The sequence below is a fragment of the Leifsonia sp. NPDC058230 genome, assembly GCF_042882245.1.
GTDB lineage: Bacteria > Actinomycetota > Actinomycetes > Actinomycetales > Microbacteriaceae > Leifsonia.
Genome location: NZ_JBHVWM010000002.1, coordinates 398,931 through 424,942, shown reverse-complemented (window position 1 = coordinate 424,942; position 26,012 = coordinate 398,931). Strand labels below are relative to the sequence as shown.

26 protein-coding genes are annotated in these 26,012 nt (G+C 67.2%); 22 read left to right on the top strand and 4 right to left on the bottom strand.

Features of this window, described 5'->3' with window-relative positions; genetic code table 11:
• Positions 1 to 7 precede the first annotated feature (7 nt).
• From ACFVV0_RS07645 to prfA, 7 genes are all read left to right on the top strand, one after another.
• A complete protein-coding gene (locus ACFVV0_RS07645) occupies positions 8 to 847 on the top strand; it encodes a DUF2993 domain-containing protein (protein ID WP_387060594.1) in 840 nt (279 codons plus the stop codon).
• Positions 848 to 1,071: 224 nt separating this feature from the next.
• Positions 1,072 to 2,490, top strand: coding sequence for a diaminopimelate decarboxylase (gene lysA / locus ACFVV0_RS07640; RefSeq protein ID WP_387061763.1), 1,419 nt, complete (start codon positions 1,072 to 1,074; stop codon positions 2,488 to 2,490).
• On the top strand, positions 2,487 to 3,839 hold the full coding sequence (locus ACFVV0_RS07635; RefSeq protein ID WP_387060590.1) for a homoserine dehydrogenase: 1,353 nt from the start codon (positions 2,487 to 2,489) through the stop codon (positions 3,837 to 3,839). Before lysA ends, ACFVV0_RS07635 begins: the two co-directional genes overlap by 4 nt.
• Positions 3,839 to 4,951, top strand: coding sequence for a threonine synthase (gene thrC, locus ACFVV0_RS07630; RefSeq protein ID WP_387060587.1), 1,113 nt, complete (start codon positions 3,839 to 3,841; stop codon positions 4,949 to 4,951). Before ACFVV0_RS07635 ends, thrC begins: the two co-directional genes overlap by 1 nt.
• The gene (gene thrB, locus ACFVV0_RS07625) at positions 4,948 to 5,910 is read left to right on the top strand and encodes a homoserine kinase (RefSeq protein ID WP_387060586.1); all 963 of its coding nucleotides are present in this window, start codon (positions 4,948 to 4,950) and stop codon (positions 5,908 to 5,910) included. Before thrC ends, thrB begins: the two co-directional genes overlap by 4 nt.
• Before the next feature lie 255 nt (positions 5,911 to 6,165).
• Positions 6,166 to 8,472: a transcription termination factor Rho gene (gene rho / locus ACFVV0_RS07620; RefSeq protein ID WP_387060584.1), complete on the top strand. Its 2,307-nt coding sequence runs from the start codon at positions 6,166 to 6,168 to the stop codon at positions 8,470 to 8,472.
• Between the two features lie 104 nt (positions 8,473 to 8,576).
• The gene (gene prfA, locus ACFVV0_RS07615; protein ID WP_387060581.1) at positions 8,577 to 9,653 is read left to right on the top strand and encodes a peptide chain release factor 1; all 1,077 of its coding nucleotides are present in this window, start codon (positions 8,577 to 8,579) and stop codon (positions 9,651 to 9,653) included.
• Positions 9,654 to 9,795: 142 nt separating this feature from the next.
• Here prfA and epsC read toward each other — a convergent pair whose 3' ends face one another.
• A complete protein-coding gene (gene epsC, locus ACFVV0_RS07610) occupies positions 9,796 to 10,368 on the bottom strand; it encodes a serine O-acetyltransferase EpsC (protein ID WP_387060578.1) in 573 nt (190 codons plus the stop codon).
• Positions 10,369 to 10,389: 21 nt separating this feature from the next.
• Positions 10,390 to 11,328, bottom strand: coding sequence for a cysteine synthase A (cysK, locus tag ACFVV0_RS07605; RefSeq protein ID WP_387060575.1), 939 nt, complete (start codon positions 11,326 to 11,328; stop codon positions 10,390 to 10,392).
• 138 nt (positions 11,329 to 11,466) lie between these two features.
• Between cysK and prmC the strand changes: the two genes are divergently transcribed.
• Entirely contained in the window at positions 11,467 to 12,369 is a 903-nt protein-coding gene (prmC, locus tag ACFVV0_RS07600; protein WP_387060572.1) for a peptide chain release factor N(5)-glutamine methyltransferase, read from the top strand.
• Positions 12,370 to 12,385: 16 nt separating this feature from the next.
• Here prmC and ACFVV0_RS07595 read toward each other — a convergent pair whose 3' ends face one another.
• Entirely contained in the window at positions 12,386 to 13,327 is a 942-nt protein-coding gene (locus ACFVV0_RS07595; RefSeq protein ID WP_387060569.1) for a TetR/AcrR family transcriptional regulator C-terminal domain-containing protein, read from the bottom strand.
• Positions 13,328 to 13,467: 140 nt separating this feature from the next.
• On the opposite strand from ACFVV0_RS07595, the gene ACFVV0_RS07590 reads away from it, so the two are divergent.
• Both ACFVV0_RS07590 and ACFVV0_RS07585 read left to right on the top strand, forming a co-directional pair.
• On the top strand, positions 13,468 to 14,406 hold the full coding sequence (locus ACFVV0_RS07590) for an ATP-binding cassette domain-containing protein (RefSeq protein ID WP_387060566.1): 939 nt from the start codon (positions 13,468 to 13,470) through the stop codon (positions 14,404 to 14,406).
• The gene (locus tag ACFVV0_RS07585) at positions 14,406 to 15,227 is read left to right on the top strand and encodes an ABC transporter permease (protein ID WP_387060564.1); all 822 of its coding nucleotides are present in this window, start codon (positions 14,406 to 14,408) and stop codon (positions 15,225 to 15,227) included. Before ACFVV0_RS07590 ends, ACFVV0_RS07585 begins: the two co-directional genes overlap by 1 nt.
• Positions 15,228 to 15,231: 4 nt before the next feature.
• On the opposite strand, the gene ACFVV0_RS07580 is transcribed toward ACFVV0_RS07585, so the two are convergent.
• Positions 15,232 to 15,885: an HAD family hydrolase gene (locus tag ACFVV0_RS07580; protein ID WP_387060562.1), complete on the bottom strand. Its 654-nt coding sequence runs from the start codon at positions 15,883 to 15,885 to the stop codon at positions 15,232 to 15,234.
• A 62-nt stretch (positions 15,886 to 15,947) separates the two neighbouring features.
• Here ACFVV0_RS07580 and ACFVV0_RS07575 point away from each other — a divergent pair, with 62 nt between their 5' ends.
• From ACFVV0_RS07575 to ACFVV0_RS07520, 12 genes are all read left to right on the top strand, one after another.
• Positions 15,948 to 16,670, top strand: coding sequence for an L-threonylcarbamoyladenylate synthase (locus tag ACFVV0_RS07575; protein ID WP_387060559.1), 723 nt, complete (start codon positions 15,948 to 15,950; stop codon positions 16,668 to 16,670).
• Complete coding sequence (locus tag ACFVV0_RS07570) at positions 16,667 to 17,923, top strand: MraY family glycosyltransferase (protein WP_387060556.1); 1,257 nt, start codon at positions 16,667 to 16,669, stop codon at positions 17,921 to 17,923. Before ACFVV0_RS07575 ends, ACFVV0_RS07570 begins: the two co-directional genes overlap by 4 nt.
• Positions 17,920 to 18,414 carry a hypothetical protein gene (locus ACFVV0_RS07565; RefSeq protein WP_387060553.1) on the top strand — a complete coding sequence of 165 codons (495 nt, stop codon included), beginning with the start codon at positions 17,920 to 17,922 and terminating at the stop codon, positions 18,412 to 18,414. The genes ACFVV0_RS07570 and ACFVV0_RS07565 overlap by 4 nt, the downstream gene beginning before the upstream one ends.
• A gap of 179 nt (positions 18,415 to 18,593) precedes the next feature.
• Complete coding sequence (gene atpB, locus ACFVV0_RS07560; RefSeq protein ID WP_387060550.1) at positions 18,594 to 19,391, top strand: F0F1 ATP synthase subunit A; 798 nt, start codon at positions 18,594 to 18,596, stop codon at positions 19,389 to 19,391.
• 51 nt (positions 19,392 to 19,442) lie between these two features.
• Entirely contained in the window at positions 19,443 to 19,664 is a 222-nt protein-coding gene (gene atpE, locus ACFVV0_RS07555; RefSeq protein WP_064111451.1) for an ATP synthase F0 subunit C, read from the top strand.
• A 31-nt stretch (positions 19,665 to 19,695) separates the two neighbouring features.
• Positions 19,696 to 20,247, top strand: a complete 552-nt coding sequence (locus ACFVV0_RS07550; RefSeq protein WP_387060546.1) for a F0F1 ATP synthase subunit B — start codon at positions 19,696 to 19,698, stop codon at positions 20,245 to 20,247.
• The gene (locus ACFVV0_RS07545) at positions 20,247 to 21,044 is read left to right on the top strand and encodes a F0F1 ATP synthase subunit delta (protein WP_387060544.1); all 798 of its coding nucleotides are present in this window, start codon (positions 20,247 to 20,249) and stop codon (positions 21,042 to 21,044) included. Before ACFVV0_RS07550 ends, ACFVV0_RS07545 begins: the two co-directional genes overlap by 1 nt.
• Before the next feature lie 67 nt (positions 21,045 to 21,111).
• The gene (atpA, locus tag ACFVV0_RS07540; RefSeq protein ID WP_387060541.1) at positions 21,112 to 22,749 is read left to right on the top strand and encodes a F0F1 ATP synthase subunit alpha; all 1,638 of its coding nucleotides are present in this window, start codon (positions 21,112 to 21,114) and stop codon (positions 22,747 to 22,749) included.
• Positions 22,750 to 22,785: 36 nt separating this feature from the next.
• Positions 22,786 to 23,685: a F0F1 ATP synthase subunit gamma gene (locus tag ACFVV0_RS07535; protein WP_387060538.1), complete on the top strand. Its 900-nt coding sequence runs from the start codon at positions 22,786 to 22,788 to the stop codon at positions 23,683 to 23,685.
• A gap of 42 nt (positions 23,686 to 23,727) precedes the next feature.
• Positions 23,728 to 25,191, top strand: a complete 1,464-nt coding sequence (atpD, locus tag ACFVV0_RS07530; RefSeq protein WP_387060535.1) for a F0F1 ATP synthase subunit beta — start codon at positions 23,728 to 23,730, stop codon at positions 25,189 to 25,191.
• Between the two features lie 2 nt (positions 25,192 to 25,193).
• The gene (locus tag ACFVV0_RS07525) at positions 25,194 to 25,454 is read left to right on the top strand and encodes a F0F1 ATP synthase subunit epsilon (RefSeq protein ID WP_387060532.1); all 261 of its coding nucleotides are present in this window, start codon (positions 25,194 to 25,196) and stop codon (positions 25,452 to 25,454) included.
• Positions 25,455 to 25,456: 2 nt separating this feature from the next.
• Entirely contained in the window at positions 25,457 to 26,011 is a 555-nt protein-coding gene (locus ACFVV0_RS07520; RefSeq protein WP_387060530.1) for an AAA family ATPase, read from the top strand.
• Position 26,012: the final 1 nt, after the last annotated feature.

The following is a 26,012-nucleotide window of genomic DNA, read 5'->3' as shown; positions in this document are numbered from 1 at the left end:
GTGACGGATGAGCGACGCCCAGCCGACTGAACCGTTGCCGACCGAACCCCAGCAGCCCGATCCGGCGCACGCCGGGCCCGCGCATCCGGATGCGGTCGCCCGGCCTCGCCCGAAGCGGCGCTGGCTGCGCATCCTCCTCTGGATCGTGATCCCGGTCGTCGCCCTGATCGCCCTGTTCTTCATCGCGGACGGGATCGTGCGCGCCTACGCGCAGGACCGCGTCGCCTCGGAGATCGAGAAGGGTCTTCCCGACAACGTCTCCGGCGACGTGTCCGTGCACATCGGCGGCGTCTCGGTGATCCAGCAGTACCTCAGCGGATCGTTCGACCGGGTGGAGCTCGATGCGCCCGAACTCACGGTGCAGGACGTGCCGATCAGCGCATCCATCGTCGCGACCGGCGTGCCCGCCGACTTCACGAAGCCGGTCGAGGCCATCGACGGCACCCTCGGGGTTTCGCAGGATTCGCTGAACAAGCTGATCTCGATCCCCGGCGTAACCGGCGATCTCACCCTCGACTCCGGTGTCGTGGAATACGACGGAACCGCGGACATTTTGGGCCTGCCGATCGGGTACCAGCTGAGCGTGCGGCCGGTGGCTGCCGGAGACACCGTGCTGCTTCAGCCGGTCGACGCCCAGGTGACGGCAGGCTCGGGCGCCATCGACCTCTCGACGCTCGTCAAGGCGCTGACCGACCGCGGGCCCATCCCCGTCTGCGTCGCACAGTACCTGCCCGAGGGCGTCGGGGTGAACGAGATCACCGTGACACCCGGCCACGCAACCGTGAAGCTCGACGCAGCGGACTTCGTGCTCAACGAGGCCACCCTCCGCAGCAAGGGCAGTTGCTGAGCCTCCGTTCGCAGCGGAATCGCCGGTGACAAGTGTCGGCGTAACGAAGTCGAGAGCCGGGAACGAACCTCGGTAGAATCGCGGTACCGCGCGCCTTTCGTCGCGTGCGCCGTTTTCTCTGTCGGCTTCAGGGGCCAATCCGGGTCCGCTCGCCCCGAGAGACCCCCACTCGTCTGATCCCGTGAGGTTTTCCTGTGGCACTAGATCCCGAGGTGAAGAACCCGGTGGCCGGCAATCCGCTCGCCCCCGGCTGGCTGCGCGTTCCCGCCGACGCCAACACCCTCGTTCCCGGTCTCTGGTCGCGCACCGTCACACGCACCGACGGCGAACTCGCTGTCGGAGGCGTCTCGGTGGGCGACCTCGCCTCCGATTACGGCACTCCTCTTTATGTGGTGGACGAGACGGCGGCGCGCGAACGCGCCGCCGAGGTGCGCCGGGCCTTCACCGAGGCCCTCGAGCGCGTCGGGTCCACGGCCCGGGTCTACTACGCAGGCAAAGCCTTCCTCAGCATCGAGGTCGCGCGGTGGATGGTCGAGGCCGGTCTCAACATCGACGTCTGCAGCGGAGGCGAACTGGCTGTCGCGCTCGCGGCCGGGGTGGATCCTGAGCGCATCGGCTTCCACGGCAACAACAAGTCGCTCGCCGAGATCGACCGCGCGGTGTCGCTGGGCGTCGGCGCCATCATCATCGACAGCGTGCAGGAGATCGAGCGCGTGGCCGACGCCGCCGCTCGCCACGGGCGCACTCAGCGCGTGCGGGTCCGCGTCAACAGCGGAGTCCACGCCCACACGCACGCCTTTCTGGCGACCGCCCACGAAGACCAGAAGTTCGGCATCACCCTCGGCGACGTTCCCGCGGCCGTCGCGCGCATCCGCGAACTCGACGGCATCGCATTCCTCGGACTGCACTGCCACATCGGCTCTCAGATCTTCGGCGCCGACGGGTTCGTCGAGTCGGCCGCGCGGCTGCTCGCCGTCCACGCCGAACTCCTCGCGGGCGGGCCCGTCCCCGAGTTGAACCTCGGCGGCGGCTTCGGGATCGCGTACACGGCCGCCGACGACCCGTCGCCGATCGACGAGCTCGCGACCCGCATCGCCGAGACGGTGGCCGCAGGATGCGCCGAGCTCGGCATCCCGATCCCCGTCGTCGCCTTCGAGCCCGGCCGGTCGATCATCGGCTCCGCCGGCCTCACCCTCTACACCGCCGGCACGACGAAGGACGTCACGGTCAGCTACCAGGACGACGGCGAGACCGCTGTGCGGCGCTACGTCAGTGTCGATGGCGGGATGAGCGACAACGCCCGGCCCGCCCTCTACGGCGCCGACTACTCGGTGCGCATCGCCAACCGGGTCTCGGATGCGCCTCCCGCGCTCGTGCGCATCGCCGGCAAACACTGCGAGAGCGGCGACATCGTGGTGGAGGCCGACTACCTCCCGGGCGACGTCGCCCCCGGCGACCTGCTGGCCGTTGCCGCGACCGGCGCCTATTGCTGGTCGCTGTCGAGCAACTACAACTATCTGGGCCGCCCGGCCGTGGTCGCCGTGCGCGACGGGGAGTCCCGGGTGATCGTCCGTGGCGAGACCGAAGCGGATCTGTTGGCGCGCGACGCCGCGTATGCCGGGAACGAGGAAGACAACGCATGATCGAATACCGCAGCCTGCGCGTGGCCCTGCTGGGCGCCGGATCCGTCGGCTCCCAGGTGGCGCGCCTCCTGCTCGACGAGGGTGAGGAGCTCGCGTCCCGCGTCGGCGCCAACCTCGAACTCGTCGGCATCGCCGTGCGCGACGTCGACGCCCCCCGCGACGCCGACCTGCCGCACCACCTCTTCACGACCGACGCGTCGTCGCTCATCCTGGGCGCCGACATCGTCGTCGAGCTGATGGGCGGCATCGAACCCGCTCGGGGATATGTGCTCCAGGCGCTCAACTCGGGCGCCGATGTCATCACCGCCAACAAGGCGCTCCTGGCCACCCACGGCCCGGAGCTGTTCGAGGCCGCGGAACAGGTCGGCGCGCAGCTCTACTACGAGGCCGCCGTCGGCGGAGCGATCCCGATCATCCGCCCGCTGCGCGACAGCCTTGCAGGCGACAAGGTCAACCGCATCCTGGGCATCGTCAACGGAACGACCAACTTCGTGCTCGACCGGATGGACGTCAACGGCGAGACCCTTCAGGACGCGCTGGCGATCGCCACCGACCGCGGCTACGCCGAGGCCGACCCGACTGCGGACATCGGCGGGTACGACGCTGCGCAGAAGGCGGCGATCCTCGCCAGCCTCGCCTTCCACACGACGGTTCCGCTCGAGTCCGTGTACCGCGAGGGGATCACGGGCGTGAGCAAGGTGCAGGTCGAGGCGGCCCGCGAGAACGGCTCCGTCATCAAGCTCCTCGCGATCTGCGAGCGCCTGACCGATCCCGAGACCGGGCAGGAGGGCGTCTCCGCCCGCGTCTACCCGGCGCTCATCCGTCGCGACCACCCGCTCGCGGCCGTGCACGGCGCACACAACGCCGTCTTCGTACAGGCGGCGGCGGCCGGCGACCTCATGTTCTACGGCGCAGGCGCCGGGGGTGTCGAGACGGCCTCGGCCGTCCTGGGCGATCTCGTCTCCGCGGCACGGCGGCACGTCGTCGGCGGACCGGGAGTCGCCGAGTCCACGCACGCGCAGCTGCCCGTGCTCGAGGTCGGCCGCGTCATCACCCGCTACCAGATCACGATGGATGTGGCCGACCAGCCGGGCGTGCTCGCCGCGGTCGCGCGCATCCTGAGCGATGGCGGGGTCAGCGTCGAGACCGTTCAGCAGTCCGTTGGAACGCGGACCGGAATCGTTACGTTGCCGGACGCCGCCCGTCATCTCGACAGCGCGCCCACCGCTACCCTGGTTATCGGAACCCACGAAGCCGAGGAGGCCGCACTGGCGGCCACCGTCGACTCGTTGGCAGCCAGCGATGTCGTGAAAGCAATCTCATCCGTTCTCCGAGTCGAAGGATCGTAATGCCCCAGAAGCCGAACAGTCGCCAGTGGCGGGGAGTGCTGCGTGAATACGCGGACCGTCTCAACATCAGCGACGCGACTCCGATCGTGACGCTCGGCGAGGGCGGAACACCCTTGCTGCCGGCCCCCGCCCTGTCCGCACGCACCGGAGCCAACGTCTTCGTCAAGTTCGAGGGCATGAACCCCACCGGCTCGTTCAAAGACCGCGGCATGACGATGGCGATCTCCAAGGCCGTCGAGCACGGAGCCAAGGCCGTCATCTGCGCCTCGACCGGAAACACCTCGGCCTCGGCCGCCGCCTACGCCACGCACGCGGGCATCCAGGCCGTCGTGCTGGTGCCCGAGGGCAAGATCGCGATGGGCAAGCTCAGCCAGGCGATCGCCCACAACGCGCAGCTCCTCCAGGTGCAGGGCAACTTCGACGACTGTCTCGAGATCGCCCGCGACCTCGCCACCCACTATCCGGTGCACCTGGTCAACTCGGTGAACCCCGACCGCATCGAGGGCCAGAAGACGGCCGCGTTCGAGGTCGTCGAGGTGCTCGGGGATGCGCCGGACTTCCACATCGTCCCGGTCGGCAATGCGGGCAATTACACCGCATACCACCGCGGCTACACCGAGGAGCTGCAGCGCGGCGAGGCCACCAGGCTGCCCCGGATGTTCGGCTTCCAGGCCGCAGGCAGCGCCCCGATCGTGCTCGGCCACCCGGTGAAGAACCCGGAGACCGTCGCTTCGGCCATCCGCATCGGAAACCCCGCCTCGTGGGAGCTCGCCCTCAACGCACGCGACGACAGCGACGGCTACTTCGGCGCGATCGAGGACGACGCGATCCTCGCCGCCCAGCGCATCCTGTCGGCCGAGGTCGGCATCTTCGTCGAGCCCGCCTCGGCGATCAGCGTCGCGGGCCTGCTCGAGCGGTCGGACGCCGGGGTCATCCCCGCAGGCGCGACCGTCGTGCTCACCGTCACCGGTCACGGCCTGAAGGACCCGCAGTGGGCACTCCGCACGGCTGACGGCTCCGACGTGCAGCCGACGGTGGTCGCCGTCGACACCGCAGCGATCGCCGACATCCTGGGGCTGAAGGCCACCGAGCCCGCCGGAGCGGGGGCGTGACCTTCTCGGCCGACGACCTGCGCGGACGCGCGGTCACGGTCAAGGTCCCCGCGACGAGCGCCAACCTCGGCCCGGGTTTCGACACACTCGGACTCGCCCTGGCGCAGTACGACGAGCTCCGCGTCACCGTGCGTGACGAACCGGGAGCGACCGTCGAGGTCATCGGGATCGGGGAGGGCGAGGTACCGACCGACGAGTCCAACCTCGTCGTGCAGGCGATCGCCCACACCTTCTCGGCGGTCGGCCACCCGATGCCGGGACTCGACCTCGTCGCACGGAACGCCATCCCGCACGGGCGGGGGCTGGGTTCCTCGGGCGCCGCGATCGTCTCCGGCATCATGGCCGCGAAGGGTCTGCTCGACGGCATCGTCGACATCGACGCTCAGGGACTGCTCGCCCTTGCCAACGACATGGAGGGTCATCCGGACAACGTGGCGCCCGCCCTGTTCGGCGGCCTGACGATCGCGTGGGTGACTCCCGAAGGTCCGCGGTTCAAGAAGCTGATCGTGCACCGCGGCGTCTCGCCGCTGGTGTTCGTGCCCGAGCACGTCATGTCGACGGCTCTGGCCCGCAGTCTGCAGCCCGAATCCGTGCCCCACGAGGACGCGGTGTTCAACCTCTCCCGCTCGGCTCTGCTGGTCGCGGCCCTCATCCAGAGCCCCGAACTGCTGCTCGCCGCCACCGAGGACAAGCTCCACCAGAGCTACCGCGCCTCGGCCATGCCCGAGACCGACCGCCTGATCACGCTGCTCCGCGACAACGGATTCGCCGCCGTCGTCTCCGGTGCGGGGCCGTCGATCCTCGTGCTCTGCAACGACCCGAGCCAGAGACTCGCCGCGGCGGAGCTCGTCGCACAGGAGGCCGACACCCGCTGGCAGCCGCTCATGCTCGCCGTCGACTTCAAGGGCGCCACGGTGGCGCCCGTCGCCGAAACCCAGTTGGACACACCAGCCGCCTAGCGTCAAGAACGCGTCCGCAAAGGTGGTAAACTGTGCCTGCACCCGCAAGAACCGCGTCACGAGCGAATCTGATCTTCGGGTGATTTCCAGCAATCATGCCGTCATTCCTGCCTGCGTATTCGATACCTAGTCGAGTACCGACGTCGAGCGGATCAGAACGCATCGCGTCAGCTCCATCAAGCACAGGCCAGTTCATATGACGAGCGCTTCAAACGACTGCGAAGATCGCATGTCGGGGGAAAGGAATCCTCTTCAGTGACTGATGTCAATCTCCGCGCCGGGGGCGCGGACACCAGCGACCTGACGTCCCTCAAGGTGGCAGAGCTTCAGGCTCTCGCTGCCGGCCTGGGCATTCAGGGCGCCAACAAGCTTCGTAAGGGCGAGCTCGTGGAGGCTGTCGCCTCCGCCCGTGCCGCCCAGACCGTGGGAACCGCAGACGAGCCGACCGCCGACGGTGGCTCTGCGCCGCTCGACGCCGAGCCGGCCGCCGCGGCAGCCTCCCAGGTGCTCATCGAGCCGCTCATCGCCGAGCCCCTGTCGGCCGAGCCGCACGTCGGCGAGGCCGTGCTGCCCGAGGCGGGTCAGCCCGAGGCCGCCACGCAGACCGCGACGTCCCGCAAGCGGGCCCCGCGCCGGGCCACCAGTGCCGATGCCATCGTGCCGGCGGCCACGCACGTCAATTCCGGTGTGACCGGTGTCGACTCGCTCATCCCGGACGTCGACGCCCTGCTCGACTCCGCCCTCGCCTCCCGCGAATCGGCCGCTCAGCGTGCCGGTGCCCAGAACGACGACGCGACCGGCGCCGACGTCCTGCAGGGTGACGTCCAGCAGGATGACGCACCGCGCGGCGGACGTCGCCGTGGCCGTGGTCAGGGTGCCGAAGACCGCAACCAGGGCGACCGCAACCAGGGCGACCGCTCGGGCCAGAACGAGCAGAACGCTCCGGCCGAGCAGTCCGACAACGCCGACTCCGCCGACGATGCTCAGAACGAGCAGAACGGCGAGCAGGGCCAGCAGCGCCAGGGCCGCAACCGCAACCGCAACCGCAACAAGAACAGTGGCGGCGACGGTCAGCAGAACCAGGGCCAGCAGAACCAGGGCCAGCAGAACCAGGGCCAGCAGAACCAGAACCAGCAGGGCCAGGGCCAGCAGGGCCAGGGCCAGAACGGCCGGGGCCAGCAGCGCGACCGCGACGAGTCGGTCCGCGGTCAGAACCAGCAGGGTCAGAACGGCCAGCAGAACCAGAACCGCAACAACGGTCCGGACAACGATGTGCAGCCGGACGGCGAGCGTTCGGGCCGCAGCCGCTACCGCGACCGCAAGCGCCGTGGCGGCACGGGAACCGACGAGCTCGATCCTGAGATCGCCGACGACGACGTGCTGATCCCGGTCGCGGGCATCCTGGATGTGCTCGACAACTACGCCTTCGTGCGCACCTCGGGCTACCTCCCGGGCACGAACGACGTGTACGTCTCCCTCGGTCAGGTCAAGAAGTACAACCTGCGCAAGGGTGACGCCGTTGTCGGCGCGATTCGCCAGCCGCGCGAGGGCGAGAACAACAGCCGCCAGAAGTACAACGCGATCGTCAAGGTCGACTCGATCAACGGCCAGTCGATGGAGGAGGCGGCCAACCGCGTCGAGTTCGGCAAGCTCACTCCGCTCTACCCGCAGGAGCGTCTGCGCCTCGAGACCGAGCCCACCAAGATCACGCAGCGCATCATCGACCTGGTCGCCCCGATCGGCAAGGGCCAGCGCGGACTCATCGTCGCGCCGCCGAAGGCCGGTAAGACCATCGTGATGCAGCAGATCGCGAACGCCATCACCACGAACAACCCCGAGGTCCACCTCATGGTCGTCCTGGTCGACGAGCGTCCAGAAGAAGTGACCGACATGCAGCGCACGGTGAAGGGTGAGGTCATCGCCTCCACCTTCGATCGTCCCGCCGAAGACCACACCACGGTCGCAGAGCTCGCCATTGAGCGTGCGAAGCGTCTCGTGGAGCTCGGCCACGACGTCGTCGTGCTGCTCGACTCGATCACCCGCCTGGGCCGGGCCTACAACCTGGCCGCGCCCGCATCCGGTCGCATCCTCTCCGGCGGTGTCGACGCCTCGGCGCTGTACCCGCCGAAGCGGTTCTTCGGTGCCGCCCGCAACATCGAGCACGGCGGATCGCTCACGATCCTCGCCTCGGCGCTCGTCGAGACCGGCTCCAAGATGGACGAGGTCATCTTCGAGGAGTTCAAGGGCACCGGCAACATGGAGCTCCGTCTGTCGCGTCAGCTGGCGGACAAGCGCATCTTCCCGGCCGTGGACGTGAACGCATCCGGTACTCGTCGCGAAGAGATGCTCATGGGCCCGGATGAGGTCAAGATCACCTGGAAGCTGCGTCGCGCCCTCGCCGGCCTCGACCAGCAGCAGGCGCTCGAGATCGTTCTCGGCCGTCTCAAGGAGACCTCGAGCAACGTCGAGTTCCTGATGCAGGTGCAGAAGTCGATGCCCGCGGCTCCGGTCAACGGCCACGGAACGGCGCACTCGCACAGCAGCGAGCACGACCACCGCTAGCTGTTGAAGTGCCCGTCGTCGTCGGTTCAGCCGACGGTCGGCGGGCACTTTGCTGTTGAAACGGGCAGGCCGGCCCACACGCGGAACTGAAGGAAGAAGAGACGATGTTCGAATCGGTGAACACCCTGATCGCCGAGCACGACGACCTGCAGGAGCAGCTCGCCGACCCGGAGCTGCACAGCGATCCCGTGCGCTCGAAGAAGGTGAACCGCCGGTACGCCGAGCTCAGCCGCATCGTCGCCTCGTACCACCAGTGGAAGCAACTCGAGGACGACCTGGCAGCCGCGCGTGAGCTCGCCGCGGAGGACGAGGCGTTCGCCGAGGAGATCCCGGGGCTCGAGACGAGCCTCGCCGAGTCGGGCGAAAAGCTGCGTCGCCTGCTCATCCCGCGTGACGAGAACGACAGCCGCGACGTCATCATGGAGATCAAGATGGGCGAGGGCGGCGCAGAGTCCGCCCTCTTCGCCGCCGACCTGCTGCGCATGTACCTCCACTACGCCGAGTCGAAGAAGTGGAAGACCGAGATCCTCGAGCAGACGTCGAGCGATCTGGGCGGTATCAAGGATGTGCAGCTCGCTATCAAGGGCCACTCGTCCGACCCCGCAGAGGGGGTCTGGGCGCACCTCAAGTACGAGGGCGGCGTGCACCGCGTGCAGCGCGTACCGGCCACGGAGTCGCAGGGGCGCATCCACACCTCCGCCGCCGGTGTGCTGGTGTTCCCGGAGGTCGACGAGCCCGAGGAGGTCGAGATCAGCCCCAACGATCTCAAGATCGACGTGTACCGGTCGAGCGGACCCGGCGGCCAGTCGGTGAACACGACGGACTCCGCCGTGCGCATCACCCACCTCCCCACCGGCATCGTCGTCGCCATGCAGAACGAGAAGAGCCAGCTGCAGAACCGCGAAGCCGGGATGCGCGTGCTGCGCGCCCGCGTGCTCGCGCGTCAGCAGGAGGAGCTGGATGCGGCGGCCTCGGCCGTGCGCAAGAGCCAGATCCGCACCATGGACCGTTCGGAGCGCATCCGCACTTACAACTTCCCCGAGAACCGGATCGCAGACCACCGCACCGGATACAAGGCCTACAACCTTGACGCCGTCATGAACGGTGCCCTCGATCCGGTCATCGAGTCGTGCATCCTGGCCGACGAGGAGTCCCGCCTGGCCGACCTCGCCACCGACTGACCCCCAAGCCTCTCGCTCCCATCCCTCTCGAGCCCGCGCAAACAAGCAGCCGAGTCCGCGCAAAGTGCGCCGAAAAGCGTCGAGTCCGCGGATTGTTCGTGGACTCGGCGGATTTGGGCGGCGGCGGAGGAGTGAGGCGGGGTCAGATGTAGATGGCGGGGTCGAGCCAGTCGTCGCCGGCGATCTGCTCGTGGCCCGACCGGTGTCTGGCTTTCGCGGGCACACCGGTGAGCACCGAGTCGGCGGGGGCGTCGTGCACGACCACAGCGTTCGCGCCGATCACCGAGCGCGCACCGATCGTGATGGCGCCGAGCACCTTCGCCCCGGCTCCGACGGTGACGCCGTTCTCGATGGTGGGATGCCGTTTGCCGTGACCGCTGCCTTTACCGCCCAGAGTGACGCCATGGTAGAGCATCACGTCGTCGCCCACCCAGGTGGTCTCGCCGATGACGACGCCCATCCCGTGGTCGATGAAGAAGCGGCGGCCGATCGTCGCCCCGGGGTGGATCTCGATCCCGGTGAGGAATCGCGTGAACTGGGAGAGCAGGCGGGCCGGCGTCTTGAAGCCGGCCCGCCACATCCGGTGGGTCACCCGATACGTCCACACGGCGTGCAGTCCCGAGTACGCCATGAACACCTCGAAGCCACTGCGCGCTGCGGGGTCGTGTTTGCGCGCGTTCGCGATGTCTTCGCGGGTGCGGGAGAGAAACGCCATGGAGATGGTCAGCCGGATGCGTCAGTCGAGCAGGTCGGCCCAGAGCGGGGTCGAGATGTACCGCTCACCTGTGTCGGCGACGATCGCGACAACGGTCTTGCCCGCGTTCTCCGGGCGCTTGGCGACCTGGAGCGCCGCCCAGACGATCGCGCCCGACGAGATGCCCGCGAGGATGCCCTCCTCGCTGGCCAGCTTCTTGGCCGTGTCGATCGAGTCGTCGAAGGACACGTCGATCACCTCGTCGTAGACGGTGGTGTCCAGGATCTCCGGTACGAAGTTGGCGCCGATGCCCTGGATCTTGTGGGGGCCCGGCTTGCCGCCGTTGAGGATCGGCGAGTCGATCGGCTCGACCGCGATGACTTGCACGCCGGGCTTGCGCTCCTTGAGCACCTGCCCGACACCGGTGATCGTTCCGCCGGTGCCGATGCCCGCGACGAAGATGTCCACGCCGCCGTCGGTGTCCGCCCAGATCTCCTCCGCGGTGGTGGCGCGGTGGATGGCCGGATTGGCCTCGTTCGCGAACTGCTGGGCCCAGATGGCGTTGTCGGTGGTCGCGACGATCTCTTTGGCCGTCTCGACGGCTCCGCGCATCCCGTCCGGCCCGGGCGTGAGCACGATCTCCGCACCGAACGCGCGCAGGAGCACCCGGCGCTCCTTGCTCATCGTCTCGGGCATGGTCAGGATCACCTTGTAGCCGCGGGCGGCGCCGACCATCGCCAGGGCGATTCCGGTGTTGCCGCTGGTGCCTTCGACGATGGTGCCGCCGGGCCGCAGTGCGCCCGACTTCTCGGCTGCGTCGATGATCGCGACGCCGATGCGGTCTTTGACACTCCCGGCCGGGTTGTAGAACTCGAGCTTGCCGAGAACCGTCGCGTCGATGCCTTCGGTGAGGCGGTTCAGCTTGACGAGCGGCGTCTTTCCGACCGCTTCGGCGATGTTGTCGTAAACGTGACCTGTCATGGCCTCTTCCTTGTGACGCGCGGTTTGTTGACTGAGCATCACCACTCTAATCTTCGGCGCCGTGCGAGCACGCTGTGTGACCGCCATGGATGCGCCCGGTGCCATGGCCCTCGACGGTGCCGCTAGGCTCGACGGGCGATGATCCCACCCGATTCCTCCCCGGACGACCGCCCGGCTCTGCCCGCCCCCACCGTCGACGCCCTTCGCGACGAAGTGATCGGCGTGCTCTCGCGTGCCGGGGTGCCTGATCCCGAGGTCGACGCCGAGCTGCTCATAGGGCACGTGCTCGGCGTGGGGCGTGGACGCCTCCAGGCACTCGTCCTGACGGGATCGACGATCAGCGACCCGGATGCGGCCCGCGTGCGTGACCTCGCCGAGCGGCGCGCGACTCGTGAGCCCTTGCAGCACATCACCGGGCGGGCACCGTTCCGATCGCTCGAACTCGCCGTCGGTCCGGGTGTCTTCGTGCCGCGACCGGAGACCGAGCAGGTCGCGCAGTTCGCGATCGACGCCTTGCGGGCCGTGCCGAGCGCAGAGCCGATCGGTGTCGACCTCGGCACCGGCAGCGGCGCGATCGCGCTGGCGATGGCGACAGAGGTGCCGCACGCGCGCATCCTCGCGGTCGAGAACTCGCCCGAGGCCTACATCTGGGCCCGACGCAACGTCGACGAGTCCGGGGCGTCGAACGCGCGCGTGGTCTTCGTGGATCTCGCCGACGCCCTGCCCGACCTGGACGGCCAGGTGGACGTCGTCATCTCGAATCCGCCGTACATTCCCGCGGAGGCCATCCCGCGCGACCCCGAAGTCCGTCTCTACGACCCGCCGGCGGCCCTCTACGGCGGAGAGGACGGCCTGGATGTCGTGCGCACCATCTCCCACGTCGCCCAGCGCCTGCTACACCCGGGCGGCACTCTCGTTCTCGAACACGGCGAACTGCAGGGCGCGCAGATCCGCGACATCCTCACCGCCGACGGCTGGCGCGCGGCCGCCACGCACCGCGACCTGACCACCCGCGACCGCACCACGACCGCGATCCGCTGACGCCGCCGGAGAGCGCCTAGCCTTTGGCGGCGCGCTCCTCGGCTTTCGCCTGACGCTCGCGTGCCTTCGAGATCGCCTCGCGTTCGCGCTTACGCGCTTCACGCAGGCGTCCTTCGGCCTCGCGGCGGGCTTTCGCCGCTTCGCGCACCGCCTTGTCGTGGGGCACGGGCTCGGGCCGGGGCATCGCCGCGACGATCGGCTCGCCCGCGCCGCGCGCGTCCACGTACCGCTGGATGCCGTCGAGGATGCGCTCGAGCCCCCAGGCGTAGTCGTCCTGGTCGTCGTCGCCTTCCGAATCCGCGTACACGCCCGAGCTCACGAGCGGCGCCAGGTAGGGGAACCGCTCCTCGGTGACGAGTTCGCTCAGCGCGGCCGAGAAGGCCTCGCCGCTCCGTCGTGGCTCGTCGGGCTGTGCGCGGGAGCGTTGCACGTCGCGCTCGACCACGCCGTTGGCACGCGCGTACGAGCTCAGTGTCAGCGCCGTCGACATCTTCTCGGGATCGCTGAGCGGAAGGTCCTTCATGATCCGCAGGCCCCAGTCGAGAACCGCCAGATTGTTGGGCATCAGCGGCATGCCCGAGATGGGGATGTCCGCGAACCACGGATGCGCGCGCATCACATCGATGGTCGCTCCGGCCCACAGACGCAGACCCGAACGCCAGTCGCCGTCCTCTTCCTCCGCCGGAATCGGGATCGCGCAGACTGCGTCCTGCATGAGGAGCAGCACATCGTCCTTGCTGGTCACGTACCGGTAGAGCGACATCGTCGTGAAGCCGAGCGTCGTGGCGATCTTGCTCATCGAGACGGCGCCGAGGCCTTCGTCGTCGGCGATCTGGATGGCGGTCTCGATGATCCGCTCGATGCTGAGTTCGCGCTTGGGTCCGCGTTGGGGGCGTTCCGCGACTCCCCAACTGAGCGCGACGGCACGGGGGAGTGCGTCTTCGACGGCGTCTGCCATGGTTCGCGCCCTTTCCGGTCGGTTGTTGACACTCATCCTAGAACTGTGTATACCTTAAACAAAACCGTATGCGACATAAACAGTTTACGCCGCACTCAGAAGAAGCCACCACACACCAGCACCAAGAAAGGAATCGGATCATGACGACAGCCGCCATCGAGGTCTCCGGCCTCCACAAGTCGTTCGGCGGGCAGTCCGTGCTCGACGGCATCGACCTGCGTGTGCAGGCCGGCACCGTCTTCGCCCTGCTCGGGCCGAACGGGGCGGGCAAGACCACGCTCATCAACATCCTCTCCACCCTCGTGCTCCCGGATGCCGGGACAGCGAGCGTCGGAGGTCACGACGTCGTCGCCGACAGCGAGGGCGTCAAGCGCTCCATCAGCCTCACCGGGCAGTCGGCCGCCGTGGACGAGGTGCTCACGGGGGAGGAGAACCTGCGCATGATGGCGCGGCTGTCGGGCTACACCGCCCCCGCGGCCAAGCAGCGTGCACGGGAGCTGCTCGAGCAGTTCGACCTCGTCGAGGCGTCGCGCAAGCGTGTCAAGACGTACTCGGGAGGCATGCGTCGCCGCCTCGATCTCGCCATCAGCCTCGTCGCGACGCCGCCCGTGATCTTCCTCGACGAGCCGACGACCGGTCTCGACGCCCGCAGCCGGCAGACGCTCTGGGCCATGATCCTCGACCTCGCGGCGCAGGGGATCACGATCTTCCTCACCACCCAGTACCTCGACGAGGCCGACCTGCTGGCGGACCGTATCGCGGTGATCGACCGCGGCGTCGTCGTCGCGGAGGGGACCGCCGCCGAGCTGAAGGCACGGGTCGGCGGAGAGGTGGTCGAACTGCGCGACGCGAACGACGAGATCGTGCGCGAACTCCCCACCGACGGCAGCGTGCACGGTCTGCGCCAAGCCATCGACCTGCTCGACGCGAGCGGCCTGGCCGGCTCGAGCGTCAGCATCCGGAAACCGAGCATGGACGATGTGTTCCTCGCCCTCACCGCGCGGACCACGACGAGCAGTGCCGCACCCCGAACAGCAGCCGACGCTGCACAGAACACGAACCTGGAGGTCACCCGCTGATGTCTACCGCCCTTCTCCCCGAACGCGTCGTCCGCCTGACGACGCCCCCCGCGAGCCGCGCCGTCTCCGGCGCCACGAGCACCCTCGTCTTCATCGGGCGCAGCCTGCGCCACACTCTTCGGAACGTCGAAGTGCTGACGATGGCGATCGTGCTGCCGATCATGCTGATGCTGCTGTTCACCTACGTGTTCGGAGGCGCCATCGACAGCGGTGGCGACTACGTGAACTACGTTGTCCCAGGAATCATCCTGCTCTGCGCCGGCTTCGGGTCGTCGAGCACCGCCGTCGACGTCGCCGACGACATGACCAACGGGATCGTGGACCGGTTCCGCACGATGCCTCTGCGCAGCAACGGTGTCATCACCGGGCACGTGGTCGCGAGTCTCACCCGCAACCTGCTCGCAACCGGTGTCGTCATCGGTGTCGCGCTCCTGGTCGGCTTCCGTCCGACGGGCAACGCGTTGCAGTGGCTCGGAGCCATCGGGATGATCGCACTCTTCATCCTCGCCATCACCTGGCTCTACGCCGCCCTCGGTCTCGCTGCGCGCACGCCCGCGGCGGCCAGCGGGTACGGATTCGCCCTGCTGTTCCTGCCGTACCTCTCGAGCGCCTTCGTCCCGACCGACACCATGCCGACCTGGCTGCAGTGGATCGCGGACAACCAGCCGATCACGCCGGTGATCGAGACCATCCGCGGCCTCCTGTTCAACACCGACATCGGGGACCGTGCCTGGTGGGCGGTCGGCTGGTGCCTGGTCATCATCGTGGGCGCCTACATCTGGACGGCGATCCTCTTCCGTCGCAAGGCCGGCCGCCGCTGACCTGCTACGACGTCGAAGGCCTGGCGGATCTGTCGCGCTCAGCGAAAGCGTGCATGGCTCCGACCAGGCCTTCGGTGTCGAACGACCCGTCCTCGTTCTGCGTCAGCTGGTGGGCGTGCATCCCGGCCGCGCGAGCGCCCTCGACGTTCGCCGCGGAGTCGTCGAACAGGATGGCGTCGGAGGCGTCGACGCCGAACCGTCCGAGGGCGCGTGTGTAGATGCGCCGTTCGGGTTTGCGGGCGCCGAGCACAGCCGAGACGAGATCGTTACCTTGCAGCACATCGATGATCTCCGGCGTGAGCACCGGCAGCGAATCCTTGAACGGGATGGGGTTGTTCGAGAGCAGGGAGACCGTGCCGAGACCGGCGGCTTCGTGCAGGGCGGCGATGGACCCGAGGATCGGGGTCATCGCCGCTTTGCGCGCCCGCTGCCACTGCTCGATGGTCAGCTTGGCGCCCGTGACTTCGGCGAAAGCACGCAGATACTCGTCGGAGGTGGCGTACTCGCCGATCTCGGCTGCACGCTCGAAGCCACCGGCCCACCAGGTGGAGGCGAGCCTGTATTGGCTGACGCCGCTGAGCTCGGCGAGGAGCGGCAGCCGCTTATGGAAGTCGTAGTCGTAGAGGGTCTTGTCGCAGTCGAAGAAGTAGACGTCCATCGGCTCAAGTATCGTCCCCTCCGCAGGGAACGCGGTGATCGCTCAACTATCATTGTGGCGACATGGCTCCCATCTACGACTGCTCGGTCGACTCCGAACTCCTCACCGGCATGAGGCTCGCGCGCGCCGCCATCGGCCGCGGCGAGCTGGTGGTCCTCCCGACCGACACGGTCTACGGGGTCGCGGCCGACGCCTTCAACCCGGCCGCTGTGCAGCGGCTCCTGGATGCGAAGGGTCGCGGTCGCCAGTCGCCTCCGCCGGTGCTCATCCCCGGCATCCCGACGCTCGCCGCCCTCGCCGAAGACGTGCCGCAGGCGGTCACCGACCTCGTGCAGGAGTTCTGGCCCGGCGGCCTCACCGTGGTGCTTCCCGCACAACCCTCGCTCGCCTGGGATCTCGGCGAGACCCGCGGAACCGTTGCACTGCGAATGCCCAGTGACACGATCGCTCTCGAGCTCCTGTCCGAGACCGGACCGCTCGCGGTCTCGTCCGCCAACCTCACCGGCCGCCCGGCCGCCCGCACCGCCGCCGAGGCCGAAGGCATGCTCGGTGACTCGGTCGAGGTCTACCTCGACGGGGGAGAGGCCGGGGCCGGCTACAGCCGGGTCGAGGGGCGCGATTCGTCGTCCACGATCGTCGATGCCACGGCTCTTGCCGCGGGCACGGGCCCGCTGCGCATCCTGCGGCACGGTGTGATCTCCGAGGAGAGCATCCGCGCGATCGTCGGCGACCAGCTGGCGCACGACAGCGCCGAGACCGAGAAAGCCCCGGACGCCAGGCCGTGACCCTCCTCCTCGCGCTCGCCCTGATCTCGGCCGTCATCACGTTCGGGATGTCGCTGGTCGTCTACAAGCTCAGCCTGAAGTACCGGCTCTATCCGAAGATCCGGGCGCGGGATGTGCACACCACGCCGACGCCGCGCCTCGGCGGTATCGCGATGTTCCTGGGCATCCTCGTCGCCTTCGGGGTGGCCTACCTGCTCTCCGGGCAGTTCGGCGTGCTGAGTCTGATCTTCTCCGACTCGGGGCCGATCCTCGCCATCCTGGGGGCGTCACTGCTGATCGTCGTGATCGGCGTCGCCGACGACATCTGGGACCTCGACTGGATGACCAAACTGGCCGGACAGTTCGTGGCCGCGGGCCTCGTGGCCTGGCTCGGCGTGCAGATCTACTCGCTCCCGATCGGCGGGCTGACCGTGGGCTCGCCGGTGATGAGCATCGTGATCACGCTGTTCGCGATCGTGCTCGTGATGAACGCCATCAACTTCATCGACGGACTCGACGGGCTGGTGGCCGGGGTCGCGCTGATCGCGAACGGCGCATTCCTCGTCTACACCTATCTGCTGCAGCGCGAGATCAGCCCGCAGAACTACTTCAGCCTCGCAGGGGTGATCGCGGCCATCCTGGTCGGCGCCTGCGCAGGCTTCCTGCCGCTCAACTGGCACCCGGCGAAGATGTTCATGGGCGATGCGGGCGCGCTGCTGATCGGCCTGCTCATGGCGACGTCGGCGATCTCGGTCACGGGAACGATCAATCCCGAAGCGCTCCAGACCCTCGGCAAGTCGTCGCTCGTGCCCGCCTTCATTCCGATCATCTTGCCGTTCGCGGTGCTCGTCGTCCCGCTGCTCGACTTCGGTCTCGCCGTGATTCGCCGGCTGCGCGCGGGCAAGTCGCCGTTCAGCGCCGACCGCAAACACCTGCACCACCGCCTCCTCGACATGGGGCACAGCCATCTGCACGCTGTTCTCATCTTCTACGCATGGACGGCCGTGCTCTCCATCGGCTGCCTGCTGTTCTTCTTCGACCCGTACTGGATGGCGATCGTGTTCATCGCGATCGGCCTGGTGGTCTGCACGGCCTTCACACTCGCACCGCTGAGCCGTCGCAAGGCGAACGAGGCGGCCGCCGAGCTCGCACCGGCCGGCAGCGACGAAGCGGATGCGACGGCCCACTACGACCAGCTCGACGTCGCCAGCGAGTCGACCCCCGACACTCCGCGCATCCGGAAGACCACCCCGCTCACCAAGGAGACCCCATGACCGACCGCGAAAGCGACAAGCCTTCGGCCGGCCAGCCTGCACGACCCGTGCAGCCGAGCTCGACGCCGGTGTTCAAAGACGTGCTCAAGTACGGGGCGATCCTCGCCGTCGTGATCGCAGTGGTCGGAGCCGTGCTCGGCGGGATCTTCGCCGGCTGGATCGGTGTCACGAGCGCTCTCATCGGCACCCTGATGGCTGTGGTCTTTCTCAGCATCACGGCGCTCAGCATCCTCGTGGCGAACCGATTCATCGGCAGCGACCTCTTCGTCGGCCTGTTCTTCGGAATCGTCCTCGGCGGCTGGCTGCTCAAATTCGTGCTGTTCATCGTGCTCGCGGTCGTGCTCAAAGATCAGCCCTGGATCAACCCCGTCGTGCTGTTCCTCAGCCTGATCGCGGGGGTCGTCGGATCGCTCGTCGTCGACATGATCGTCGTCTTCCGGTCGCGTGTTCCCTATGTGAGCGACACGACTCTGCCGGGCGAGAAGCCGTGACCCGTATCCGATTCGTTACCCTGCGAAAACTCTTGTAGAGTTGAGGAAGTTCCCCCACCCAGCGCTCGCCAGAGTGTATTTCTTCCGGCGCGCAAGAGCGCAGGGTGTTCACATATTCGTCGTCGCGAGAGCTTATGCTCGACGCCCCGAAACAGGAGATAGCGCTGTTAGCTAACGCTGTGAACCTGCTGGTCCAGACCGCAAGCTCCGATGACGGCAGCTTCCACGGTCCGTCGATCGATGAGTTCTTCCCGCCCGCAATTTTCTCGATCGGTGACTTCCAGGTCAACCGGATCATGGTCATCCGCTTCATCGCGGTCCTCGCCATCATCCTGGTCTTCTGGCTGGGAACCCGCCGCATGAAGATCGTCCCCGGACGCTTCCAGTCGGTCGTGGAGATGGGACTCGACTTCGCACGAGTCAACATCGCCGAAGACCTGCTCGGCAAGAAAGACGGTCAGCGGTTCCTCCCGCTGATCACCACCATCTTCTTCATGGTGCTGTTCATGAACCTCACGGGTGTCATCCCGTTCCTGAACATCGCCGGAACTTCGGTGATCGGCGTCCCCCTGGTGCTCGCGGTCGTCGCGTACATCGCCTTCATCTACGCCGGCGTCAAGAAGAGCCCGGGCAACTTCTTCAAGAACGCCCTCTTCCCGCCCGGTGTCCCCAAGGCGCTCTACATCATCGTGACCCCGATCGAGTTCATCTCGACGTTCATCCTGCGCCCGATCACCCTGACGCTCCGACTCCTGATGAACATGGTCGTCGGGCACCTCCTGCTCGTGCTCTTCTTCAGCGCGACCGCGTTCTTCTTCTTCACGGCCGGAAGCTGGTGGTCGCTCTTCGGAATCGGCACCTTCGCCTTCGGCTTCGCATTCACCCTGTTCGAGATCCTGGTCGCAGTCCTCCAGGCCTACGTCTTCGCACTGCTGACCGCTGTCTACATTCAGCTCGCGGTCGCCGAGGAACACTAACAACGCTCCGCGCGCCCGCGCTGATCGCCATCACGGAAGGAAACACATAACGTGGACATCGCTGCTATCAACGGCAACATTGCCACCGTCGGATACGGCCTCGCGGCCATCGGCCCCGCCATCGGCGTCGGCATCGTGGTCGGCAAGACCATCGAGGGTGTTGCCCGCCAGCCCGAGCTGGCCGGTCGCCTCCAGGTCCTGATGTACATCGGTATCGCCTTCACCGAGGCGCTGGCGTTCATCGGTATCGCGACCTACTTCATCTTCGTCTAAGTCCTCTTTTCTCACTCAGCAAGGAGGAAGCATGATCCACTCCGTGGTGAAGGCTGCAACTGAAGCGCACAATCCGCTCATCCCCGAGTGGTACGACATCGTCGGTTCGCTGATCTGCTTCGTCATCATCCTGTTCTTCTTCTGGAAGCTCGTTCTTCCGCGCATGAAGAAGCTTCTGGATGAGCGTGCAGAAGCGATCGAAGGAAACATCGCGAAGGCCGACGAGGCGCAGCACAAGGCGGAGGCTCTTCTCGAGGAGTACACCGCCCAGCTCGCCGACGCGCGCAGCGAAGCGGCGAAGATCCGCGAGCAGGCACGTACCGACGGTCAGCGCATCGTCGCCGAGGCCAAGGAGAACGCGTCGACCGAGGCCGCTCGCATCTCCGCGAACGCTCAGGCGCAGATCGAGGCGGAGCGCCAGTCGGCGCTCGTATCGCTGCGCAACGACGTCGGCTCGCTCGCACTCGACCTGGCGTCGGGTGTCGTCGGTGAGGCGCTCAACGAAGACAAGAGGTCTCAGGCCATCGTCGACCGGTTCCTGGCCGACCTCGAGGCCAGCGAGAAGGCAGGGTCGAGCAAGTAATGGGAAGCGCCACCAGAGAAGCATTGGCCCGGTCCGTGTCGGCTCTCGCCGGCCTGGGGACCAAGGCCGATCTGGCGACGGCTGAAGACCTGTTCGCAGCGTCCAGGGTCCTCGCCGACTCCGCCCAGCTCCGCGCAGTCGTCAGCGATCCATCCGCCGACCCCGCGGGCAAGGCCGAGCTCGTCCGTCGCGTGTTCGGTCCTCAGCTCTCCATCACGTCGGTCGACGTGCTGATGGTCGTCGCGCGCGAGCGCTGGTCGAAGCCCAGAGACCTGCTCGGCGCGATCGAGGAGCTCGGCATCCGGGCCATCGCCCAGTCGGCGCCGAAAGACGTCGACATCGCCTCCGAACTGTTCACGTTCGGCACCGCCGTGACGTCCAATGCCGACCTCGAACTCGCGCTGCGCAGCAAACTCGCCGATCCGGATGCCAAGGGCGCCCTGGTCGACCGGCTTCTGGCGGGCCGCTTCTCGAAGCAGACCGTGGCCATCGTGCGCCAGCTGGTTGTTCAGTCCCGGGGCCGCAGCATCCGCGAGGCCCTGCGCGAAGCAGCGCGCACGGTCGCTGACCAGAGCGATCTCACCATCGCCACGGTCTACACGGCCAAGGCGCTCCCCGCGGAACAGCAGGAGCGTCTGCGCGGGGTGCTCTCGACCAAGTACGGCAAGCAACTGAAGATCAACCAGATCGTCGACCCCAGCATCCTCGGCGGAGTGCGGGTGCAGATCGGCGACGACGTGATCGACGGCAGCATCGCTTCACGCATCCACGAACTACGACTTCAGTTGGCGGGCTGACCGACAGGTCGCCGCCGCACACAGGCACTGAGGGACATCCAAGTCCCGCACAGAATAGGGAACAACGATGGCAGAACTAACGATCAGCCCCGATGAGATTCGGAACGCGCTGAAAGACTTCGTCACCAACTACGAGCCGGGCAAGGCAGACACCACCGAGATCGGTCACGTCATCGACGCGTCCGACGGTATCGCGCACGTCGAGGGTCTCCCCGGCGTCATGGCGAACGAGCTCATCCGCTTCTCCAACGGTGTCGCAGGCCTCGCCCAGAACCTCGACGAGAACGAGATCGGCGTCGTCATCCTCGGCGAGTTCGACGGCATCGTCGAAGGCATGGAGGTGACCCGCACCGGCGAGGTCCTCTCGGTGCCCGTCGGCGACGGCTACCTCGGCCGTGTCGTCGACCCGCTCGGCAACCCGATGGACGGGCTCGGCGAGGTCGCCTCCGAAGGCCGTCGCGAGCTCGAGCTCCAGGCGCCCGGCGTGATGCAGCGCAAGAGCGTGCACGAGCCGCTGCAGACCGGCATCAAGGCGATCGACGCCATGATCCCCGTCGGCCGTGGCCAGCGTCAGCTGATCATCGGTGACCGCCAGACCGGCAAGACGGCCATCGCGATCGACACGATCATCAACCAGAAGGCCAACTGGGAGTCCGGCGACGAGAACAAGCAGGTGCGCTGCATCTATGTCGCCATCGGCCAGAAGGGCTCGACCATCGCCTCGGTGAAGGGCGCGCTCGAAGACGCCGGCGCGATGGAGTACACCACCATCGTCGCGGCTCCCGCCTCCGACCCCGCCGGCTTCAAGTACCTGGCTCCGTACACCGGTTCGGCCATCGGCCAGCACTGGATGTACGCAGGCAAGCACGTCCTCATCATCTTCGACGACTTGTCGAAGCAGGCCGAGGCCTACCGCGCCGTGTCGCTTCTGCTGCGCCGCCCGCCGGGACGCGAAGCGTACCCCGGCGACGTCTTCTACCTGCACTCCCGCCTGCTGGAGCGTTGCGCGAAGCTCTCCGACGAGCTGGGCGCCGGCTCGATGACCGGTCTGCCGATCATCGAGACCAAGGCGAACGACGTCTCCGCGTACATCCCGACCAACGTGATCTCGATCACCGACGGCCAGATCTTCCTCCAGTCCGACCTCTTCAACGCCAACCAGCGTCCGGCGGTCGACGTGGGCATCTCGGTCTCCCGAGTCGGCGGTGACGCCCAGGTCAAGTCCATCAAGAAGGTCTCGGGAACGCTCAAGCTCGAGCTGGCGCAGTACCGCTCGCTCGAGGCGTTCGCGATGTTCGCCTCCGACCTCGACCAGGCCAGCCGTCGCCAGCTCGCCCGAGGCGCACGCCTCACCGAGCTCCTCAAGCAGCCGCAGTACTCGCCGTTCCCCGTGGAGGAGCAGGTCGTCTCGATCTGGGCCGGCACCAACGGCAAGCTCGACGAGGTCCCGGTCGAAGACATCCTGCGTTTCGAGGGTGAGCTTCTCGACTACCTGCGCCGCAACTCCGACGTTCTCGACGTGCTGCGGGAGACCAACGTGCTCTCCGACGAGACCGTCGAGAAGCTGGAGGCCGACGTCGAGAAGTTCAAGCTCGAGTTCCAGACCGGCGAGGGCAAGCCGCTCGCCTCGGTCGGCCGCGAAGAGTTCGAAGCGATCGCCCAGGAAGACGTCAACCAGGAGCAGATCGTCAAGGCGAAGCGCTGAGCGCGACGCACGAGCAGATAGGTACGTAGGAGACACATGGGAGCGCAACTTCGGGTCTACCGGCAGAAGATCAGGTCTGCCCAGACGACCAAGAAGATCACTCGGGCCATGGAGCTGATCTCCGCCTCACGCATTCAGAAAGCGCAGGCGCGAGTCGCTGCATCCACCCCGTACGCCCGCGCGATCACGCGCGCGGTGTCGGCGGTTGCGACGTACTCGAACGTCGAGCACGTTCTGACCACCGAGCCGGAGAAGATCGAGCGCGCAGCGATCGTCATCTTCACGTCCGACCGTGGTCTGGCCGGCGCGTTCAACTCGAACGTGCTCAAGGAATCGGAGCGTCTCGCCGAGCTGCTCCGCAGCCAGGGCAAGGATGTCGTCTACTTCCTCGTCGGACGCAAGGCGAGCTCGTACTTCAGCTTCCGCCGCCGCGGCTTCGAGCGAGTGTGGACAGGTGGAACGGACGCTCCGGAGTTCGCACAGGCGAAGGAGATCGGTGACGCGATCCTCGAATCCTTCCTCCGGGACGCCTCGGACGGCGGAGTCGACGAGATCCACGTGATCTACAACCGCTTCGTCAGCATGCTCGTGCAGGAGCCCCAGGTCATCCGCCTCCTCCCGCTCGAGGTCGTCGAGGGCGTCGAGGAGCCGGAGGACAACAAGGTCCTGCCGCTGTACGAGTTCGAGCCGGATGTCGAGACGGTCCTCGACTCGCTGCTCCCCGTGTACATCGAAAGCCGGATCTTCAACGCGATGCTGCAGTCGGCTGCTTCGAAGCACGCCGCCACGCAGAAGGCGATGAAGGCGGCGAGCGACAACGCCGACAAGCTCATCACCGACTACACCCGCCTGGCGAACAACGCTCGCCAATCCGAGATCACCCAGCAGATTTCCGAGATCGTCGGCGGTGCGGACGCACTCGCTACCACCGACTGACCCGGACGACATACGTTTACGTAGAACGAGAAGAGAAGACACATGACTACCGCAACCGCCGAAGCCCAGGCTTCGACCGCGCAGCCGGCCGGCGTGGGGCGTATCGCCCGCGTCACCGGCCCGGTCGTGGACATCGAGTTCCCCCACGACTCGATCCCGGGAATCTACAACGCACTCAAGACCACCATCACGATCGGTGAGCAGTCGACCGAGATCACCCTCGAGGTCGCCCAGCACCTCGGTGACGACCTGGTCCGCGCCATCGCGCTGAAGCCGACCGACGGCCTGGTCCGTGGCGGAGAGGTGCGCGACACCGGCGGCCCCATCACGGTTCCCGTCGGAGACGTGACCAAGGGCAAGGTCTTCAACGTCACCGGCGACATCCTCAACCTCGAGCCCGGCGAGAAGGTCGAGATCACCGAGCGCTGGGGCATCCACCGCGAGCCCCCGAAGTTCGACCAGCTCGAGTCGAAGACCCAGCTGTTCGAGACCGGCATCAAGGTCATCGACCTGCTCACCCCCTACGTGCAGGGTGGAAAGATCGGCCTCTTCGGAGGTGCCGGCGTCGGCAAGACCGTGCTCATCCAGGAGATGATCCAGCGCGTTGCCCAGGACCACGGTGGTGTGTCGGTGTTCGCCGGTGTCGGTGAGCGCACCCGTGAGGGCAACGACCTCATCCACGAGATGGAGGAGGCGGGCGTCTTCGACAAGACCGCGCTCGTCTTCGGCCAGATGGACGAGCCGCCGGGAACGCGTCTTCGCGTCGCCCTGTCGGCGCTGACCATGGCGGAGTACTTCCGCGATGTTCAGAAGCAGGACGTGCTGCTCTTCATCGACAACATCTTCCGGTTCACCCAGGCCGGCTCCGAGGTGTCGACCCTTCTCGGCCGCATGCCGTCCGCCGTGGGCTATCAGCCGAACCTCGCCGACGAGATGGGCGTTCTGCAGGAGCGCATCACCTCGACCCGTGGACACTCGATCACCTCGCTGCAGGCGATCTACGTTCCCGCCGACGACTACACCGACCCGGCGCCGGCGACCACCTTCGCCCACCTCGACGCCACCACCGAGCTGTCGCGTGAGATCGCGTCGAAGGGCCTGTACCCGGCCGTCGACCCGCTGACCTCGACCAGCCGCATCCTCGACCCGCGTTACCTGGGCGAGGACCACTACCGCGTGGCGACCACCGTCAAGCAGATCCTCCAGAAGAACAAGGAGCTGCAGGAGATCATCGCCATCCTCGGTGTCGACGAGCTCTCCGAAGAGGACAAGATCACGGTGTCGCGTGCGCGCCGCATCCAGCAGTTCCTCTCGCAGAACACCTACATGGCCAAGAAGTTCACCGGCGTCGAGGGTTCGACCGTTCCCCTCAAAGACACCATCGAGTCGTTCGACGCGATCGCCAAGGGCGAGTACGACCACGTGGCCGAGCAGGCGTTCTTCAACGTCGGTTCGATCTCCGACGTCGAAGAGAAGTGGGCTCAGATCCAGAAGGAGAACGGCTGACGATGGCTGTTCTCAACGTCAGCGTCGTCGCCGCCGACCACGAAGTGTGGTCGGGCGAGGCGAGCATGGTCGTCGCGAAGACGGTCGAGGGTGAGATCGGTATCCTCCCCGGCCACGAGCCGCTGCTGGCCATCCTCGCCTCGGGCGAGGTGCGCGTCACGGTCAATGGCTCGGAGTCCATCCGCGCCCAGGCCGACGACGGGTTCCTCTCGGTCGAGAACAATACGGTCACCATCGTGGCCCGTCAGGCGGAGCTGGTCTGAGTTTGGCTGAGCAGGCACCGATCGACCGGCAGTTCGGGGATGTTCGTGTTCCCGTTCTGATCGCGATGGCCGGACTGCCCGGGTCGGGCAAGTCCACCCTCGCCGAGATCATCGGCGCACGCCTCGGCGCGACCACCGTTTCGGTCGATCCGATCGAGGCCTCGATTCTGCGGGCTGGCATCGAGTCCGACCAGCCGACCGGGCTGGCCGCGTACCTCGTCGCCGAGACGATGGCCGAGCAGGTGCTGCTCGCGGGCCACTCGGTGATCGTGGACGCGGTCAACGCCGTGGAGCCCGCGCGCCTGCAATGGCGCGACCTCGCCGAGCGAGCCGATGTCAAGCTCCGGGTTATCGAGGTCGTCTGCTCCGATGACGAGCTGCACAAGGCGCGACTGGCCAAGCGAAGCCCGCTGCTCAGCGCGTATGCCGTCGAGCAGAGCATCGAGGAGTACACGGAGTGGAAGGGTGCGTGTGCGGCGATGCCGCGCGTCACCATCGACACCGTCGCCCCGCTCGGCGAGAACGTCGAGATCGCACTGGCCTTCCTGGAGGGCTAGC